The 15,817-nt window shown below is 65.7% G+C and carries 13 protein-coding genes; 4 read left to right on the top strand and 9 right to left on the bottom strand.

Annotated elements, in window-relative coordinates; genetic code table 11:
- Positions 1–43: 43 nt before the first annotated feature.
- A complete protein-coding gene (locus VGD10_RS08435; protein WP_331040372.1) occupies positions 44–2,776 on the bottom strand; it encodes a [protein-PII] uridylyltransferase in 2,733 nt (910 codons plus the stop codon).
- Positions 2,777–2,791: 15 nt separating this feature from the next.
- Positions 2,792–5,398 (bottom strand): DNA mismatch repair protein MutS, encoded by a 2,607-nt coding sequence (gene mutS, locus VGD10_RS08430; RefSeq protein ID WP_331040371.1) that lies wholly within the window; start codon positions 5,396–5,398, stop codon positions 2,792–2,794.
- 118 nt (positions 5,399–5,516) lie between these two features.
- Here mutS and VGD10_RS08425 point away from each other — a divergent pair, with 118 nt between their 5' ends.
- The gene (locus VGD10_RS08425) at positions 5,517–7,781 is read left to right on the top strand and encodes an NADP-dependent malic enzyme (RefSeq protein ID WP_331040370.1); all 2,265 of its coding nucleotides are present in this window, start codon (positions 5,517–5,519) and stop codon (positions 7,779–7,781) included.
- Between the two features lie 14 nt (positions 7,782–7,795).
- Here the strand turns inward: VGD10_RS08425 and VGD10_RS08420 are convergent, their stop codons facing one another.
- A complete protein-coding gene (locus VGD10_RS08420; RefSeq protein ID WP_331040369.1) occupies positions 7,796–8,260 on the bottom strand; it encodes an outer membrane protein assembly factor BamE in 465 nt (154 codons plus the stop codon).
- A gap of 149 nt (positions 8,261–8,409) precedes the next feature.
- On the opposite strand from VGD10_RS08420, the gene VGD10_RS08415 reads away from it, so the two are divergent.
- Together VGD10_RS08415 and VGD10_RS08410 are read left to right on the top strand one after the other, a co-directional pair.
- Positions 8,410–8,934, top strand: a complete 525-nt coding sequence (locus tag VGD10_RS08415; RefSeq protein WP_331040368.1) for a ubiquinol-cytochrome C chaperone family protein — start codon at positions 8,410–8,412, stop codon at positions 8,932–8,934.
- Positions 8,931–9,467 carry a DUF177 domain-containing protein gene (locus tag VGD10_RS08410; protein ID WP_331040367.1) on the top strand — a complete coding sequence of 179 codons (537 nt, stop codon included), beginning with the start codon at positions 8,931–8,933 and terminating at the stop codon, positions 9,465–9,467. Before VGD10_RS08415 ends, VGD10_RS08410 begins: the two co-directional genes overlap by 4 nt.
- On the opposite strand, the gene ssb is transcribed toward VGD10_RS08410, so the two are convergent.
- The 3 genes from ssb to VGD10_RS08395 are packed head-to-tail and all read right to left on the bottom strand — an operon-like array spanning position 9,464 to position 12,063.
- Positions 9,464–9,952 (bottom strand): single-stranded DNA-binding protein, encoded by a 489-nt coding sequence (ssb, locus tag VGD10_RS08405; protein WP_331040366.1) that lies wholly within the window; start codon positions 9,950–9,952, stop codon positions 9,464–9,466. The genes VGD10_RS08410 and ssb overlap by 4 nt on opposite strands.
- A 9-nt stretch (positions 9,953–9,961) precedes the next feature.
- The gene (gene feoB, locus VGD10_RS08400) at positions 9,962–11,803 is read right to left on the bottom strand and encodes a ferrous iron transporter B (protein WP_331040365.1); all 1,842 of its coding nucleotides are present in this window, start codon (positions 11,801–11,803) and stop codon (positions 9,962–9,964) included.
- Complete coding sequence (locus VGD10_RS08395) at positions 11,800–12,063, bottom strand: FeoA family protein (protein ID WP_331040364.1); 264 nt, start codon at positions 12,061–12,063, stop codon at positions 11,800–11,802. The genes feoB and VGD10_RS08395 overlap by 4 nt, the downstream gene beginning before the upstream one ends.
- Before the next feature lie 184 nt (positions 12,064–12,247).
- Here VGD10_RS08395 and VGD10_RS08390 point away from each other — a divergent pair, with 184 nt between their 5' ends.
- On the top strand, positions 12,248–13,384 hold the full coding sequence (locus VGD10_RS08390) for a hypothetical protein (RefSeq protein WP_331040363.1): 1,137 nt from the start codon (positions 12,248–12,250) through the stop codon (positions 13,382–13,384).
- Here VGD10_RS08390 and VGD10_RS08385 read toward each other — a convergent pair.
- Genes VGD10_RS08385 through VGD10_RS08375 form a run of 3 tightly spaced genes read right to left on the bottom strand, consistent with a single transcriptional unit; the run spans position 13,381 to position 15,682 of the window.
- Positions 13,381–14,052 (bottom strand): COQ9 family protein, encoded by a 672-nt coding sequence (locus tag VGD10_RS08385; protein WP_331040362.1) that lies wholly within the window; start codon positions 14,050–14,052, stop codon positions 13,381–13,383. The genes VGD10_RS08390 and VGD10_RS08385 overlap by 4 nt on opposite strands.
- Before the next feature lie 37 nt (positions 14,053–14,089).
- A complete protein-coding gene (locus tag VGD10_RS08380) occupies positions 14,090–14,980 on the bottom strand; it encodes a DMT family transporter (protein WP_331040361.1) in 891 nt (296 codons plus the stop codon).
- Between the two features lie 33 nt (positions 14,981–15,013).
- The gene (locus VGD10_RS08375; protein WP_331040360.1) at positions 15,014–15,682 is read right to left on the bottom strand and encodes a glutathione S-transferase family protein; all 669 of its coding nucleotides are present in this window, start codon (positions 15,680–15,682) and stop codon (positions 15,014–15,016) included.
- Between the last annotated feature and the right edge of the window lie 135 nt (positions 15,683–15,817).

Raw genomic sequence — 15,817 nt, 5'->3', positions numbered from 1 at the left:
ATTTTGATTGAAGGGCCTCGCCGCTGGCGGGGCCCTTTTTCTTTCAGGCGGCCGCCTTGGAGGACAGGGTCTCGGCCGCGGCTTCAATAAGCCGCTGGCGAAGCGCCTTAAGCTTGGCGGCGCTGACAATCTTTTCGCCCTTCAGGTCGGTGAGGTAAAACACGTCCACCGCCCGCTCGCCGTAGGTGGCGATATGGGCGGAATGGATCGCCGCCTTCGACTGATAGACGGCTTGGGCAAGGCCGCTGAGCAGAGCCGCGCGGTCGCGTGCGTTGACCTCAACGACGGTATAGCGGCTGGACGCTTCGTTATCGATGAAGACGGCGGGTCGGATCGGAAAGGCCCCTGCGCGGGTCAGCGGCAGCGGCTTCGCTTCGAGCTTCGCCATTTCAGGCTCGGCGCCTTCGATCGCTGCCTTTACCGCGGCCTCCAGCCGCTCCAGCTGGTGCGGATCGTTGAACGGTTTTCCCGACGTATCCTGAACGAGAAAGTTGTCGAGGGCCATGCCGTCGTCGGTTGTATGGATGCGGGCATCGATGATGTTGCCGCCGGCAAGGCTGATCGCGCCGGCGATCCGGTAGAACAGGCCGGGTTGGTCTTTCGCGTACACCGTGACGAGAGTGGCGCCGCGCTCCGGCTGCACCTTCGTCATCATCGGTGGCGCGTCCGGCACCCGATCCGCTTCCTCGATGAAGCGGGCGTTGAGGTCGAGCACTTCCAACGGCTCGGCCAGCCAATAGGAATCCGGAAGCCGCCAGGCGAGGCGTGCGAAGCGGCTCTGCTCCCAGCCGAGCCTTTGGCCCAACTCTTCCTGAACGGCGGCCACCCGTTCGCGCCGGCCCTGCTGCTTGTGGCCGAGGCGGAGCAGCTCCTCCGCCGCTTCGAAAAGCTCATGCAGCAATTGCCGCTTCCAGCTGTTCCACACGCCGGGCCCAACGGCGCGTATGTCAACGACGGTGAGGAGGAGAAGGAGGTGCAGCCGCTCGAGGCTTTTCACCCGCCCCACGAAATCCTCGATCGTTTTCGGATCGGAAAGGTCGCGTTTGAAGGCGGTCGCCGACATGAGGAGATGCCAGCGCACCAGCCAGGCAACGGTTGCGGTCTCCGCGTCGTCGAGGCCGAGCCGCGGGCAGAGCTCCATCGCTACTTCGGCACCGAGTTCGCTATGATCGCCGCCTCTGCCCTTGGCGATGTCGTGCAGCAGCACCGCCACGTAAAGCACTCGGCGCGAGGAGATGCGCTTGATGATGGCGCTGGAGAGCGGATGATCTTCCTTAAGGTCGCCGCGCTCAATCCGGGCCAGCAGCCCGATCGCGCGGATGGAATGCTCGTCCACCGTATAATGATGGTACATGTCGAACTGCATCTGCGCGACGACGCGGCCGAAGTCGGGGATGAAGCGGCCGAACACGCCCGCTTCGTTCATCCAGCGAAGCACAGTCTCTGGATGGCGGGGGCTGGTCAGCACGTCTAGGAACAGGGCGTTGGCGCGCGAATCCTGCCGCACCTGATCGACCAGCTTGGCATGCCGCGCCGCCGCCCGCATGGCGAGGGGGTGGATCTCCAGCTCATATCTGTCGGCCAATGCGAATAGCTGGATGAGCCGCACCGGGTCCTGCGTCAGGAACTCTTCGTCGTCGGGCAGCGCCAGCCGACCGCGGTCGAGCACAAAGCCTTCCAGCCTGCTCGGCCGCCGCCGCAGCGCAGGAAGGCCGATCCGCCGCCCACGCTTGGCGAACTTCTCGTCGAGGTGGGCAAGGAAGACGCCGGTCAGATCCCCCACCATTTTCGCGTGCAGGAAATAATGCTGCATGAAGCGCTCGACCGGCGACTTGCCTGGCCGATCGGCATAATGCATCCGCTCGGCGATCTCGCGCTGATAGTCGAAAGTGAGCCGGTCCTCCGCCCGGCCGGACACGATGTGAAGGTGGCAGCGCACGGCCCAGAAGAAGCGCTCCGCCCGCTGGAACTGCCTTAGCTCTTCGGGCGAGAGCAGCCCCTTGTCGACCAGCTCCGGAAGCGAGCGCACCTGATAAGCATATTTGCCGATCCAGAAGAGGGTGTGGAGATCGCGAAGGCCGCCTTTCCCCTCCTTCACATTGGGTTCGACCACATAGCGGCTGTCGCCCATGCGCAGATGGCGCGCGTTCCTTTCCTCGAGCTTCTCGGCCACGAATTCGCCGCCGCGCCCAGCGACCACCTCATTCCAGAACCGGGCATAGACTTCATCGAACAGGCGCTCGTCGCCCCAGACGTAGCGCGCCTCCAGGATAGCGGTGCGGACGGTGAGGTCGGATGCGGCGACGCGGACGACATCGTCCACCGAGCGGCTGGAATGGCCGACCTTCAGGCCCAAGTCCCAGAGCAGGTAGAGCATGGCCTCGATCACCTGCTCGCTCCAGCCGGTCGGCTTCCACGGCGTCACGAACGCGATGTCGACGTCGGAATGGAGGGCCATCTCCCCGCGCCCGTAGCCGCCGACCGCAATCAGCAGCAGCCGCTCCGCCGCAGTCGGATTGCCAAGTGGATAAAGGCGCTGTGTCACATAATCATAGGCAAGGCGGAGGATCTGGTCGGCGAGGAAAGCATAGGCCGCCGCCGTCTCGCTGCCCTGATAAGGCCTCTCCTCAAGCCTCCGTGCAATCTCGGCGCGTCCCGCCGTTAGCGCCTCTTTCAGAAGCGCCGCCGCTCGGGCGCGGTCGGCTTCCCGCAGCCGGTCGGCAAGAGCCCGCCGGTCGATAATGGCCCGGCGATTGGGAAGGGAGGCGACGCGCATCGCCTCAATTTAGGCTCAGCCTTGCTCCGCCGCCAGCCGCTTCAACTTGTAGACCAGATCGAGCGCTTCCCGCGGGCTCAATGCATCCGCATCAACCTCCGCCATCGCAGCATGCAGCGGATCGGGTGCAGCCTCCTCCTGCGCCGCAGCCGCGAACAGTGGAAGATCGTCGAGACCTGCTGCAATGCCGCCGGTGGCGGCGCGGCCTTCCTCAAGCTTGGCAAGCACCGAGCGGGCGCGCGAGAGTACCTGCGGCGGCAGGCCGGCCAGCTTCGCTACCGCAAGACCGTAGCTTCGGTCGGCTGGGCCTTGCGCCACCTCGTGCAGGAAGACGAGTTCGCCCTTCCACTCCCGCGCGCGAACATGGTGGAGCGACAGCGCGTCCAGCCGTTCCGCAAGCCGCGTAAGCTCGTGATAATGAGTAGCGAAAAGGCAGCGGCACTTGTTTCGATCATGGATTGCTTCGACCACCGCCCAGGCGATGGCAAGGCCGTCATAGGTCGAAGTGCCGCGCCCGACCTCGTCCAGGATCACGAAGCTCCGCTCCGTCGCCTGGCTAAGAATCGCCGCCGTCTCCACCATCTCGACCATGAAGGTGGACCGGCCGCGGGCAAGATTGTCCGAGGCGCCGACGCGGCTGAACAGGCGGTCGACGAGGCCAAGCTTCGCCTTTGCTGCAGGCACGTACGAACCCGCCTGCGCCAGCAAGGCGATCAGCGCATTCTGGCGGAGGAAGGTGGATTTGCCGCCCATATTGGGGCCGGTGACGAGCCACAGCCGCTCGCTCTCCGAAAGCCCGCAATCGTTCGCCACGAAGCGCGCGCCGCTGGAGCGAAGCGCTTCCTCCACCACCGGATGCCGGCCCCCTTCCACATCGAAGCAATTGTGAAGCTCGAACGAAGGCCGGCACCAGCCACCTTCAGCCGCCCGCTCCGCAAGCCCCGCTGCAACGTCGAGCCGCGCTAGCGCATCGGCCGCCGCCGCGATCTCGTTGGTGCGATGGAGCGCGGCGGCGATCAGCTCCTCGAGATGCGCGGCCTCGGCGGCAAGCGCATGCGCGCCTGCCTGGCCCACCCGCATCGCCTGCTCATGAAGGTCGGGCGCATTGAAGCGCACCACGCCGGCAAGCGTTTGCCGGTGCGTGAAGCCGCTGTCGGCCGCCATCAGCGGGTCGGCGTGCTTGGCAGGCACCTCGACATGATAGCCGAGCACGCCATTATGCCGGATCTTGAGCGCGGCAATACCGGTCTCCAGCCGGTACTTGGCTTCGAGGCTCGCAATAGCCCGCCGTCCTTCCCCGCCTGTCGCGCGAAGGTCGTCCAGCGCCGCATCATGGCCCTCGGCAATATAGCCGCCGTTCGCCGCGTCGATCGGCGGCGAGGGCACCAATGCGCGAGCGAGCAAATCCACCAGCGAACCATGCCCAGTGAGCGCCGGAAGCAGAGCATCGAGCAGGTCCGGCCGGTCCGGCAGCGAGGCAAGCCGGTCGTGCAGCCGCCGCGCCTCGTCGAGCCCGTCGCGAAGCTGGCCGAGATCGCGAGGGCTTCCGCGCCCCGCCACCAGCCGCCCCAAAGCGCGGCCGATATCCGGCAGCGCCTTCAACTGCCGGCGCAGCATGTCGCGGGTGCCGCCGTCGCCTTCGAAAAGCCTGACGAGCTCAAGCCGCGCTTCGATCGCGGCCCGATCGAGCAAAGGCGCGCCGATGTCCGCCGCGAGCAGCCGGGCGCCGGCGCCGGTGACGGTCCGGTCGACCGCATGGAGCAGGCTTCCCGCCCGCGTGCCGCTCGCCGACACCGTAAGCTCCAGACTCTCCCGCGTCGCCGCGTCAATCATCATATGCGCGTCGGCGGCGCGCGCGACCGGCGGCTGCAGGAAGGGGAGCGATTCCCGCGCCACCTCGTCCAGATAGGCGAGGAGCCCTCCGGCAGCGGCGAGCGTCGCGCGGTCGAAGCTGCCGAAGCCGTCCAGGGTGGCGACGCCGAAACGCTCTTTCAGCCGCCGCTCGGCCAAGATTGAATCAAAGCCGCTCTTCCGAAGCTGCGCCTCGACCCCGTCCGCCGGCTCGCAGGCGATGATCTCCGCCGCCGACAGGCGGGCAAGCTCGGCATCGAGCGCATTGGGAGCGACCGAGGAGAGCTCGAAACGCCCCGTCGAAACGTCGGCGGCGGCAAGCCCGAACCGGTCGCCGACGCGGGCGAGCGCCACCAGCCAATTGGCGGCGCGGCTGTCGAGCAAAGCCTCTTCCGTCAGCGTTCCCGCCGTCACCACCCGTACGATGCCGCGCGCGACCAGCGACTTCGATCCGCGCTTCTTCGCTTCGGCCGGGCTCTCCGTCTGCTCGGCGATGGCGACGCGGTGCCCCGCTTTGATGAGCCGCGCCAGATAGGCTTCGGCGCTGTGCACCGGTACGCCGCACATCGGGATCGGCTCGCCTTCATGCTCGCCCCGCGCCGTCAGTGCGATATCGAGGCAGGCGGCGGCGATCCTCGCATCCTCGAAGAACAATTCGAAGAAGTCGCCCATGCGGTAGAAGAGGAGGCAATCCGCGGCCTCGGCCTTCAGCGCAAGATATTGCGCCATCATCGGGGTCGGGGCCGACTCTTCCTTAAGCTTCGTTGCCATGTGCGGCAGCCTAGTGGGTCAGGCCGGTGCTTGAAACCGGCCAATCCGACTTATCCCCAACCCTTGCGGCCGTAACGTTACCGCGCTTAAGGCGTTAGCGCCTCCAAGGGAGACCCGAATGAGCGAAGGCAGCAACGTCAAATTCTCGGAAGCCGAAGCGCTCCGCTTCCACTCGAAGGGACGCCCCGGAAAGATCGAGATCATCGCATCAAAACCGATGGCGACGCAGCGGGACCTGAGCCTTGCCTATTCGCCCGGCGTGGCGGTCCCCGTCCGCGCCATCGCCGACAATCCCGCCTGCGCCTACGATTACACGGCCAAGGGCAATCTGGTCGCGGTCATCTCAAACGGCACCGCCATTCTCGGCCTGGGCAATCTCGGCGCACTTGCCTCGAAGCCGGTGATGGAAGGTAAGGCCGTGCTGTTCAAACGCTTCGCCGACGTCGATTCGATCGACCTCGAAGTTGCGACCGAGGATACGGACGCCTTCATCAATGCGGTGGCTCTGCTGGAGCCGAGCTTCGGCGGCATCAACCTCGAGGATATCGGCGCTCCCGCCTGCTTTATCATCGAGCAGACGCTCCGCGAGCGGATGAACATCCCCGTCTTCCACGACGACCAGCACGGCACCGCGATCATCACCGCCGCCGGCCTCATCAATGCCTGCTACCTCACCGGCCGGGAGTTGAAGGACGTTCGCGTCGTGGTGAACGGCGCCGGTGCCGCAGCCATCGCGTGCACGGAGCTTATCAAGGCGATGGGCGTCCGCCACGACCATGTGCTGATGTGCGACCGTAAGGGCGTCATTTATCAGGGCCGGGCCGAGGGCATGGACCAGTGGAAGTCAGCCCATGCGGTAGATACCGACCGCCGCACGCTTGCCGAAGCCCTGGTCGGTGCCGACATCTTCCTCGGCCTCTCCGTCGGCGGCGCGGTGACGCAGGACATGGTGCGGGAGATGGCGCCGTCGCCCATCATCTTCGCCATGGCCAATCCCGATCCTGAGATCCTGCCGCCGGACGCAAAGGCAGCGCGGCCGGATGCCATCGTCGCCACCGGTCGCTCCGACTATCCCAATCAGGTCAACAACGTCCTCGGCTTCCCCTTCATCTTCCGCGGTGCCCTCGACGTGCGGGCGACGACAATCAACGACGAAATGAAGATCGCGGCCGCCGAAGCGCTGGCTGAACTCGCCCGGCAGCAGGTGCCGGAGGAAGTGGCTGCGGCCTATGGCGGCAAGGCCCACAATTTCGGCCCCGACTATATCATCCCGGCGCCCTTCGACCCGCGCCTGATGGAGATCGTGCCGGCTGCGGTCGCGCAGGCGGCGATGGACAGCGGCGTCGCTCAAAAGGCGATCGAGGATATGGCCGCCTACCGGACGACCCTCCGCTCACGGCTCAACCCGACGACCTCGGTGCTTAGCCTTGCCTACGACGCGGCACGCGCAAATCCGAAGCGTGTGATCTTCGCAGAAGGGGAGGAGGAAGTGGTGCTCCGCGCCGCAATCGCCTTCCGCGACGGCGGCTACGGCACGCCGGTTCTCGTCGGCCGCGACGACATTCCGGATCGGCTGCGCGCGCTTGGCGTCGACGATCCAAGTAGCTTCGAGGTCCAGAACAGCCGCAATTCCGAGCTGGTCGGCGAGATGGTCGAATATCTCTATGGCCGCCTGCAGCGGAAGGGGCACCTCCATCGGGAGGTCGAGCGGCTGGTCAACCAGGATCGCAACATCTTCGCGGCCCTGCTCCTCGCCCTGGGTAAGGGCGACGTGATGATCACCGGCGTCACCCGGCCCTACAGCCAGACGCTCTGCCAGGTGCAGTGGGTGATCGATCCCATGCCGGGCGGCACGCCTTTCGGGCTTCAGGTGCTGGTGGGTCAGAACCACACCGTCTTCATGGCCGACACGACGGTGACGGAGCGGCCTTCGTCGGAACAGCTGGTGGACATCGCGGTGCAAGCGGCGGCGGTTGCGCGCCGCATGGGTCACGAGCCCCGCGTTGCCTTCCTGTCTTATTCCACCTTCGGCAATCCCGAGGGCACGTTCCTGGAGAATATCCGCGGCGCCGTGCGCCTGCTCGATGAGCGTGGCGCCGATTTCGAATATGAAGGGGAAATGCCGCCGGACGTGGCGCTAAATCCCGCCATGGCGAAATATTATCCGTTCAGCCGCCTGTCCGGCCCAGCCAATGTGCTGGTGATGCCGGGGCTTCAGTCGGCAAATCTATCGGCGAAGCTGCTTTCTGAGCTAGGCGGTGACTCCGTCATCGGCCCAATGTTGGTCGGTATGGCGCAGCCGGTGCAAGTCGCAACGATGACCTCGACCGCATCAGATCTCGTGACTCTGGCAGTGCTGGCGGCGGGCGGGATCGTCCGCTAGCCGGGCAACCTTGCTTATTGCGGGTTGTCGGCGGTGCCGCCCTGCTGGCCCGTTGCGCCGACCGTGCCGATATTGCCGAACAGCTCTTCGAAGAAGCCGCGATTCTGTCCGAGTGTCGGCGTCTTATCGTTCGAAGGGTTGATCGACGCGACGCGTTCAAGGCCCGTACGCTCGACCGCGGCCACATTTCCTGCCTCGTCGAAGCGGACATGAAGCACGGTCTGCTTGTCTGGACGCGGCGCTGCGAAACCGAGATTCTTCGTGTCGCGCGACACATAATACCAGTCGCGCTGGTCGAATTGGCCGACGAAGCTCGGGCGGCCGAGCGATCCCAACACAGAGTCGCGATTGTCGACGCCGGGCTGCACGGACGCAACGAGGGTCTCGTCGAGCAGGAAGCCCTGGTGATCGCGATACTGGGCGCAGCCGCCGACGAGGCTCGCGCCGAGGGCCACCGCCAGAACAGCGCTTCGTCCCATGCCAATCTTCATTGTAAAGAAATCTCCTGAAAGCTGCCCGCGCGCCACTTCCGTGCGAGGCTCCGCCTTGCGGGCGGCCGTTTCGGCCACCATTATGCGATGAAAGCTGAACGGCGCAAGTACGGCGCTCGTCTCACAGAGGGAAACCAGTGTCCTTTTTCTCCCGCCTTTTCGGCTCCCGGCCCGCCCAATCCCAGTGCCGGCCGCTCTACGACCGCATCGTCAGGATCGGCCGCGATCCCGCCTGGTATATCGATGGCGCGGTGCCGGACACGCTCGACGGCCGTTTCGACATGATCGCCGCGGTTATGGCGTTGGTGCTCCTGCGGCTGGAGCGGGAGGGAGGGCGGACAGCTCAAGCTGCGGTCGAACTCGCTGAAATCTTCATCGAAGACATGGATGGAACGGTGCGGCAGATTGGCATCGGCGACCTGATGGTCGGCAAGCATGTCGGCAAGATGATGGGCGCGCTCGGCGGGCGGCTCACCGCCTTCCGCGACGCTGCGCAGGCGGGCGGCGATTTTGAGGAACCAGTGCGCCGCAATATCTTCCACGACGCGCCGCCTTCCGAGCACGCGCTCGGCTTCGTCAGCCGCCGGCTGGAACGCTTCCACCAGGGGCTCGTTGCCAGGCCTGCCGAGGAGATCCTTCGAGGGGAGGTGCCGCAGCCATGAGCGCACCCGAATTCAGCCGCACCGTCCGCATCGACACCTTGGGGAACGAGGCCCGGCACATTTCGATCGGTGCCGACGAAGCGGAGCGAACCGCGCTCGCCCATCGCTTCGGGCTCGAGGCGATCGATCACCTCTCCGCCGAAATTGACATCCGCCGTTCGGGCGACGAGGTGCGCGCCTCTGGAACCCTGAAAGCCGAGGTGACCCAGAGCTGCGTCGCCAGCGGGGCCCCGGTGCCGGAAGAGGTGGAAGAGCGGTTCGATATCGTCTTCCGCCCGCAGCCCGCCCGCGCCTCCGAAGAGGATGAGATCGAACTCAGCGGCGAGGAACTGGACGTGGTCTTCTACGATGGCGCGGCCATCGACATTGGTGAAGCTGTGGCTGAAACCATGTCGCTCAGCCTCGAACCCTATCCCCGTGCGCCGGACGCCGACGCGATCCTCAAGGAAGCGGGCGTGAAAAGCGAAGAAGAAGCGAAAGCCGATTCCAGCCCCTTCGCCATGCTCAGGGACAAGCTGAAGCCCGGCTCTTAGAACGGCACGTCGTCATCAAGGTCGCTGTCGAACGCGGGCGCCGGGCGTGACTGCGGACGCGAGCCGCCGCCGCCGAAGCTGCCGGGGCCGCTGTCATAGCCGCCGCCGAAATCGTCGGACGCGCCGCCGCCGCCACCGCGCGAATCGAGCAGCACGAGCTCGCCGCGGAAACGCTGCAGCACCACTTCTGTCGAGTACTTATCTTGGCCCGAATTGTCCTGCCACTTGCGGGTCTGAAGCTGCCCTTCAAGGTACACTTTCGAACCCTTGCGCAGATAGGATTTGGCGACGCGGCCGAGATTCTCGTTGAAGATAACGACGCGGTGCCATTCGGTCCGCTCCTGCCGGTTGCCGTCCTTGTCCTTCCAAGTTTCGGAGGTGGCGACGGAAAGGTTCACGACCTCGCCGCCATTGCCGAGCGAGCGCGACTCCGGATCGTTACCGAGATTGCCGACGAGAATCACTTTGTTGACCGATCCCGCCATGGGGTTCTCCTAAAGACCGAGCGCGGTTGCCGCCCAATATGTTGCGCCTGCGGCGAGGTACGCCAGCGTGAACAGATAGGCTAGCATGAAGGCTGGCCATTTCCAGCCGTTAGTCTCTCTTCGCGTCACCGCAATTGTGGATAAACATTGCGGCGCGAAGACGAACCAGGCGAGGAAGGCGAGGGCGGTCGGCAGCGTCCAGCGGCCGCGAAGCTGCTCGATCAGCGGCTGTTCGGCCGCTGCTTCATCCTCGGCCTCAATCGAATAAGCGGTCGCAAGCGCCGACACCGCCACCTCGCGCGCGGCCATCGCCGGGATCAGCGCAAGCGCGATCTCGTGATTGAAGCCGATCGGCCGCACGACGACTTCGAGACCGGAGGCGATTTTGCCCGCGATCGAACTGTCGAGCGCCGTCTCTCCCTCGTTGGGCTGCGGGAAGGAGAGCAAAGCCCAGAGGATGATTGTCGAAACGAGGATGATCGTGCCGGCGCGCTTCAGGAAGATGATCGCCCGCTGCCAGAGCCCTAGCGCGATGTCGCGCACGTGCGGCAGCTGATATTTCGGCATCTCCAGCATGAAGCCGCGCTGCACGCCGCGCGCCACCGTCTTCCTGAGGATCAACGCCGCGACCAGCGCCCCCGCCACGCCCGCCACATAGAGGCCGAACAGCACGAGGCCTTGAAGGCCGATGCCCCAGCCCACGCTCGCTTCCGGGATGAACGCGCCGATGATGATCGCATAGACCGGAAGCCGCGCCGAACAGGTCATCAGCGGCGCGATCAGGATCGTCGTCAGCCGGTGCTTCGGATCCTCAATCGTCCGCGTCGCCATGATGCCTGGCACGGCGCAGGCGAAGGAGGAGAGCAAGGGAATAAAGGCATGCCCCGAAAGCCCAACCCGCGCCATCAGCCGGTCCATCAGGAACGCCGCGCGCACCATATAGCCGGTTGTCTCGAGCAGCAGGATGAAGAGGAACAGGATCAAAATCTGCGGCAGGAACACGACCACCGCGCCGACGCCCGCAAGCACGCCGTCCACGATCAGCGACCGGAGCAGATTGTCCGGCAATACCGCGGCGACGCCTTCCTGCGCGCTCCCAAGCAGCCCCTCAATCCAGCCGATTGGCGCTTCCGACCAAGCGAAGACCGCCTGGAACATGAAGAACATGATGAGGGCGAAGATGATCGGCCCCGCCACCGGATGAAGCGCGATCCGGTCGATGGCGCTGGTCGAGCGCCGCGTCGCCGTCTCGCTGATGATGGCGGCGCGGGCGATGGTGCGCGCGCGGCGCTGGACGGCGGTGAAATCCTCCGTCTCCCCGCGCGGCCGGCGCTCGGCGGTGACGGCGAGACTCAAAGCCTCCCTCAGGTCGTCGATGCCGCGGCGCCGAACGGCGACCGTCTCGATCACCGGCACACCAAGCTCTTTCGACAGCCGCTCCGGATCGATGGTGAGGCCATCGCGCTTGGCAAGGTCGACCATGTTGAGCGCGACCACCGTCGGCAGCCCGAGCGCGATCAGCTGCAGCGCGAAGCGAAGATGATTGTCGAGATTGGTCGCATCGACGACCAGCAGCAGCGCGTCCGGCAGCCGCTCGCCCTCCTGCCGTCCCATCACCACGTCGCGTGTGACTTCCTCGTCCGGGCTGGTGGCATCGAGACTGTAGGCGCCGGGCAGGTCGACGATCTCGACCGGTCGCCCGTCGGCAAGCGACAGCCGCCCCGACTTCCGCTCCACCGTCACGCCGGGATAATTGCCGACCTTCTGCCGCGCGCCGGTCAGCATGTTGAAGAGGGCGCTCTTGCCGGCATTGGGATTGCCGACGACCGCGACCAGCGGGATGCTCGTCATTCCGCCGCCTGCTCGAATTCCTGCATGGAGACCGACACAGCCCGCGCCTGCGCGCGGCGCATCGCGACCATCATCCGCCCAACGCGGATGGCGAGCGGGTCCTTGCCGAACGGCGCGCCGTGCAGCGCCTCCACCTCTACGCCCTCGTCGAAGCCGAGGTTGCGGAGCCGCCGCGCGTCCGCCTCGCCAAGCGACGACCAGTCGATGCCGGTCACCGTGGCAGGGGTTCGGAACGGAAGCTGGTCGAGGCTGATCTGCATGGCTTGCTGCGAACGATTATCAATAACGGAAGGGAAAAGCCAGAGCCAAGACTTCCCCGAACGCGCCGAGCCTGTTAAGCTGAGGCTCATTCGCAAAGCCGCATCTTCGGGAGACGCGGTGGCGGTGGATTGCCCGCATGCGGATGAGACCCATGATCATGAAATCGGAAGACGCTTCCAGTTGATGCTGAGACTTTATCCGCTTCTTCTCCTTGCTGCTCTCGCCGCGGCTCCGGCTGCCGCGCAGAACACCACTGCGCCCGCGCCCGACGCGACGGTCGGCTCACCCTTGCTGCGCGATTTCCAGCTGAAGGGCACCCGCACCACTCCGCCGGTCGAGGCGCAGCAGCCTGCGGCCCAGCCCGAAACGCCGCCGCCCGCCCGCGAGGCTGCGGCTACAGCCGAGGCCCCGCCGCGCCCGCGCGCCGAAGCGCCCGTTACTCGCGAGGCACAGCAGCGTCCTCAGGAGCAAGCCGCGCCCGCGCCGGCACAGGCCGCGCCCTCGACTGACCTTGCCACGTTCGAGCAGCTCTATCCCGAGCAGACCGCGCCCGCACCGGCAGCGCCCGCAGCCATTGCCCCCTCACCGGTTCAGCAGCCGCTGAGCAATGTCGCCCCGCCGCCCGCTTACAGCATGTGGATCGCGCTTGGCGCCGGGCTCCTGCTTCTCCTTGGGCTCCTCGCCTGGTTCCGAAGCCGCAGGGCCGTGGCGGAGCCTGCGCTTGCCCGCGCCAGGCTCGCCGAGCCTGAAGCCGCGCCAGCGCCGCAGCCCATGCCGCGCCCCGCGCCCGTACCTGTCGCGCCTGTCGTCGACCAAGCGCTCCGCCCCTGGCTCGACATCGAATTCAAGCCGGAAAAGCTGGTCGCCACCGACCAGGATACGAGCGTCCACTTCCAGCTTCTGGTCAAGAACAACGGCCAGAGCGCGGCCCGGAACGTCCGCATCACTGCCAAGATGTTCAATCCCAGTCCCGATCAGAAGGAGGCGATCAAGGCCTTCTTCGCAACGCCGCTTGAGGCGAAGGGCGAGCCCGTCACTATTCCGCCGCAGCTCGCCGCCCGCTTCAAGCCGTCGGTCGTGATGCCGCGCGAAAGCATCCGCGTGCTGGAGGTGCAGGGCCGCCCGATCTTCGTCCCCACCGTAGCGATCAACATCCAGTATGAATGGGGCGAAGGGCAGAAGGGCCAGACCTGCAAGTCGTTCCTGATCGGCACCGAAAAGGAAGGCGCGGACAAAATGGGCGCCTTCCGCCTAGACCTCGGCCCCCGCATCTATCGCCAGGTGGGCGGCAGGCCGCTGGAGCTGGCGCGGGCGGTTTAGACCGCCGGATAACGCAGCCTTCCCAAAAACCGGCTCAGCGACGGAAGCCGTTCGCGGCTGCCTTTCCAGCTGGCCTTGAACTTCTCGAAACGCATCACGTCGTCGATGCGGCGGTCGAGGAAGCCGCGGGTTTCGGTGAGGCCTTCGGTCTGGTCGTCCAGGAAGACCAGCATCGTCGAGGTGTAGAGCGCCGACAGGATGCCGCGCTTCGAATAATGGTTGAAATCGGTCGCGGTGTCGCCGGCGATCCGCCACATGCGGTCGGCCGCGCGCCAGGCGAGCTTCGCGCCGGTCATCGCGTTCTGTGGCTGCGCCATGATGGCGACCGCGCGGCGAAGCGCTTCCTTGTGCGGGTTGATGACCTCGATCCGGTAGAGGACGAGATCGCGGATGCGCTCGCGGATCTTGAGCTTGGATATGCGCTCGAGCGGATAGGCCTTGGCCATGGCAATATCGATCGCATCGAACCAGGCGTCGATCATCTCGATGGCGCCGCCCGGGAAGCAGAGTTTCGCACGCTCCGCCGGCACTCCAAGCTCGGAAGCGGCCATGGCAAGCGCCTTGTCGCTCCAGCCGTCGAAGGCCGCATGGGCGGGAAGCAGCGGCGCCAGCGCGGCCCGAAGCTCGTCGAGCGTCATTTCCAGCGGCGGGACCGGGTGGCTCTCCATGCTGCCTAGATGAGGATGGCGAGGCGGTGTTGCAAGCTCATGCTTCTCTTCTCTCCGGCAGCCGGATCAGCACCAGAGCCGCGCAGATGAGGATGGCGCCGACGCCGTCCAGCGCGCTCAGCCTTTCGTCATAGACGAGCCAGCCGACCAAAGCCGTGACCGCCGGTTGGGTGAGGAGACCCAGGCCGGTGACGAGCGGGCTCAGATGCCCCATCGCATAGACGAGAAGGCCTTGGCCGATCACCTGAGACCCAAGCGACAGCAGGATGAGCGGCGTCCAGTCGACGGGCATCACCTGCTCGCCAAGCGCCAGCGAGAAGAGGAGCAGGGGGCCGGCCCCCGCGATGGTCGCAAGCGCAAGCACCGGCATAGGCTTCAGCGTCTGCCGCGCCCGATCTATGGTGATCAGGTAGAAAGTGTAGAAGAGGCCGGCCAGGATCGCGAGCAGGTCGCCTTTCAGGTGCCGCGCCGACAATTCGTAGCTGCTGCCGAGCAGCAGGGCGGCGCCCGCCATCGCCAGCAGCAGGGCGAGCAATTGATGCTTCTTCGGCAGCATGCGGGCGACGATGAAGCCGTAGATCGGGAAGAGCAGGCTCGACGTGTTGCCGAACAGGGTCGCGTTAGCGAGCTTCGTCAGCTTGATCCCGAAATGCCATGCCGCAAGGTCCGCGGCAAAGAAGAAGCCGCCGAGCGCGATCAGCGCGCCGATGGCGGAGAAGGGGCGGAAGCTTCCGATGCCGCCTCGCCACGCGAATAACAGCAGTAGCGGTATCGCCAGCGCCATGCGCCAGAAGCCCGACGCCACCGGCCCCACATCGGCGAGCCGCACCATCCATGGCCCCATGGCGAGGAAGATGTTGGAAAGGATCAGCGCCGCAAAGGCGTAGCGGCCCGCGCGGGGCGCTGCTCGTGGGGCGGCCTCATCCATGCGGTCGGCGCTAAGCGGCGGGCGTCTGCAACGTCAAGCGTAGCTCGCCGGCCATTCCAGCGGAAAGACGTGCCGGTAGGGCCGCGCCTCGTCCACCGCCCGCGCGAAGGAGGGGCGGGAGGCAAGCCGCGCATAATAAGCGGCGAGGTTTCTGTGCTCCCCAAACGGCACCGCGATATTCGAGTAGAAGAGCGCCGGCGCCGCCGCGCAGTCGGCGAGCGTTAACGCGTCACCCACAGCCCACTCGCCGCCATGCGTCAGCTCGTCGTCGAGCATCTTATAGCTGGTCGCGATCAGTGCTCTGGCCTGCTCCACGCCTTCCGGGTCGCGGCGCCCTTCCGCGCGGAAATGATCGGTGACGATCTTGGTGAGCGGCGTCGCCACATAATTGTCGAACACACGGTCGAGCACATGCGCCCGCATCGCGACTTCCGGGTCCTCCGGTATCAGCCGCACCGGCCCCGGATAATGCCGCTGAAGATAGTCAATGACCACGCTCGATTCCGGCACCGTCACGCTCCGCGCCTCGTCCCGAAGGACCGGGAATTTGGCGAACGGCCACACCTTCTGGAACGCCGCCCGGCTGTCCGGATCGCCGAGATCCACCAGCTCCTTCTCGAACTTTGTGCCGTTCTCATAGAGCGCGATCAGCGCCTTCTGACAGAAGGAAGCGAAGGGATGGTAATAGAGCCTGAGCGTCATGCCTTGAGCCTCTATCCTGGAGCGGTTGGACCACGCCTACAGGAACCCGCGGAAATCCGCCAATGCGACGAATTGAGGTGTGGAAAACGCATTTACCCTCTTGTGTCTGAATCCGGTTCGGGCACTATGGGTTGT

Origin of the sequence: Allosphingosinicella sp., assembly GCF_036402135.1 — a bacterium.
In the GTDB taxonomy this organism is placed as follows: domain Bacteria; phylum Pseudomonadota; class Alphaproteobacteria; order Sphingomonadales; family Sphingomonadaceae; genus Allosphingosinicella.
Note: the sequence above shows the minus strand (reverse complement) of the source record. Positions and strands in the feature narration are given on the sequence as shown.

Excerpts from the sequence above, each read along its gene's own strand:
- VGD10_RS08435 (WP_331040372.1), bottom strand. The coding sequence starts at position 2,776 with ATGCGCGTCGCCTCCCTTCCCAATCGCCGGGCCATTATCGACCGGCGG.
- mutS (WP_331040371.1), bottom strand. The coding sequence starts at position 5,398 with ATGGCAACGAAGCTTAAGGAAGAGTCGGCCCCGACCCCGATGATGGCG.
- VGD10_RS08425 (WP_331040370.1), top strand. The coding sequence starts at position 5,517 with ATGAGCGAAGGCAGCAACGTCAAATTCTCGGAAGCCGAAGCGCTCCGC.
- VGD10_RS08420 (WP_331040369.1), bottom strand. The coding sequence starts at position 8,260 with ATGGGACGAAGCGCTGTTCTGGCGGTGGCCCTCGGCGCGAGCCTCGTC.
- VGD10_RS08410 (WP_331040367.1), top strand. The coding sequence starts at position 8,931 with ATGAGCGCACCCGAATTCAGCCGCACCGTCCGCATCGACACCTTGGGG.
- ssb (WP_331040366.1), bottom strand. The coding sequence starts at position 9,952 with ATGGCGGGATCGGTCAACAAAGTGATTCTCGTCGGCAATCTCGGTAAC.
- feoB (WP_331040365.1), bottom strand. The coding sequence starts at position 11,803 with ATGACGAGCATCCCGCTGGTCGCGGTCGTCGGCAATCCCAATGCCGGC.
- VGD10_RS08395 (WP_331040364.1), bottom strand. The coding sequence starts at position 12,063 with ATGCAGATCAGCCTCGACCAGCTTCCGTTCCGAACCCCTGCCACGGTG.
- VGD10_RS08390 (WP_331040363.1), top strand. The coding sequence starts at position 12,248 with ATGCTGAGACTTTATCCGCTTCTTCTCCTTGCTGCTCTCGCCGCGGCT.
- VGD10_RS08385 (WP_331040362.1), bottom strand. The coding sequence starts at position 14,052 with ATGGAGAGCCACCCGGTCCCGCCGCTGGAAATGACGCTCGACGAGCTT.
- VGD10_RS08380 (WP_331040361.1), bottom strand. The coding sequence starts at position 14,980 with ATGGATGAGGCCGCCCCACGAGCAGCGCCCCGCGCGGGCCGCTACGCC.
- VGD10_RS08375 (WP_331040360.1), bottom strand. The coding sequence starts at position 15,682 with ATGACGCTCAGGCTCTATTACCATCCCTTCGCTTCCTTCTGTCAGAAG.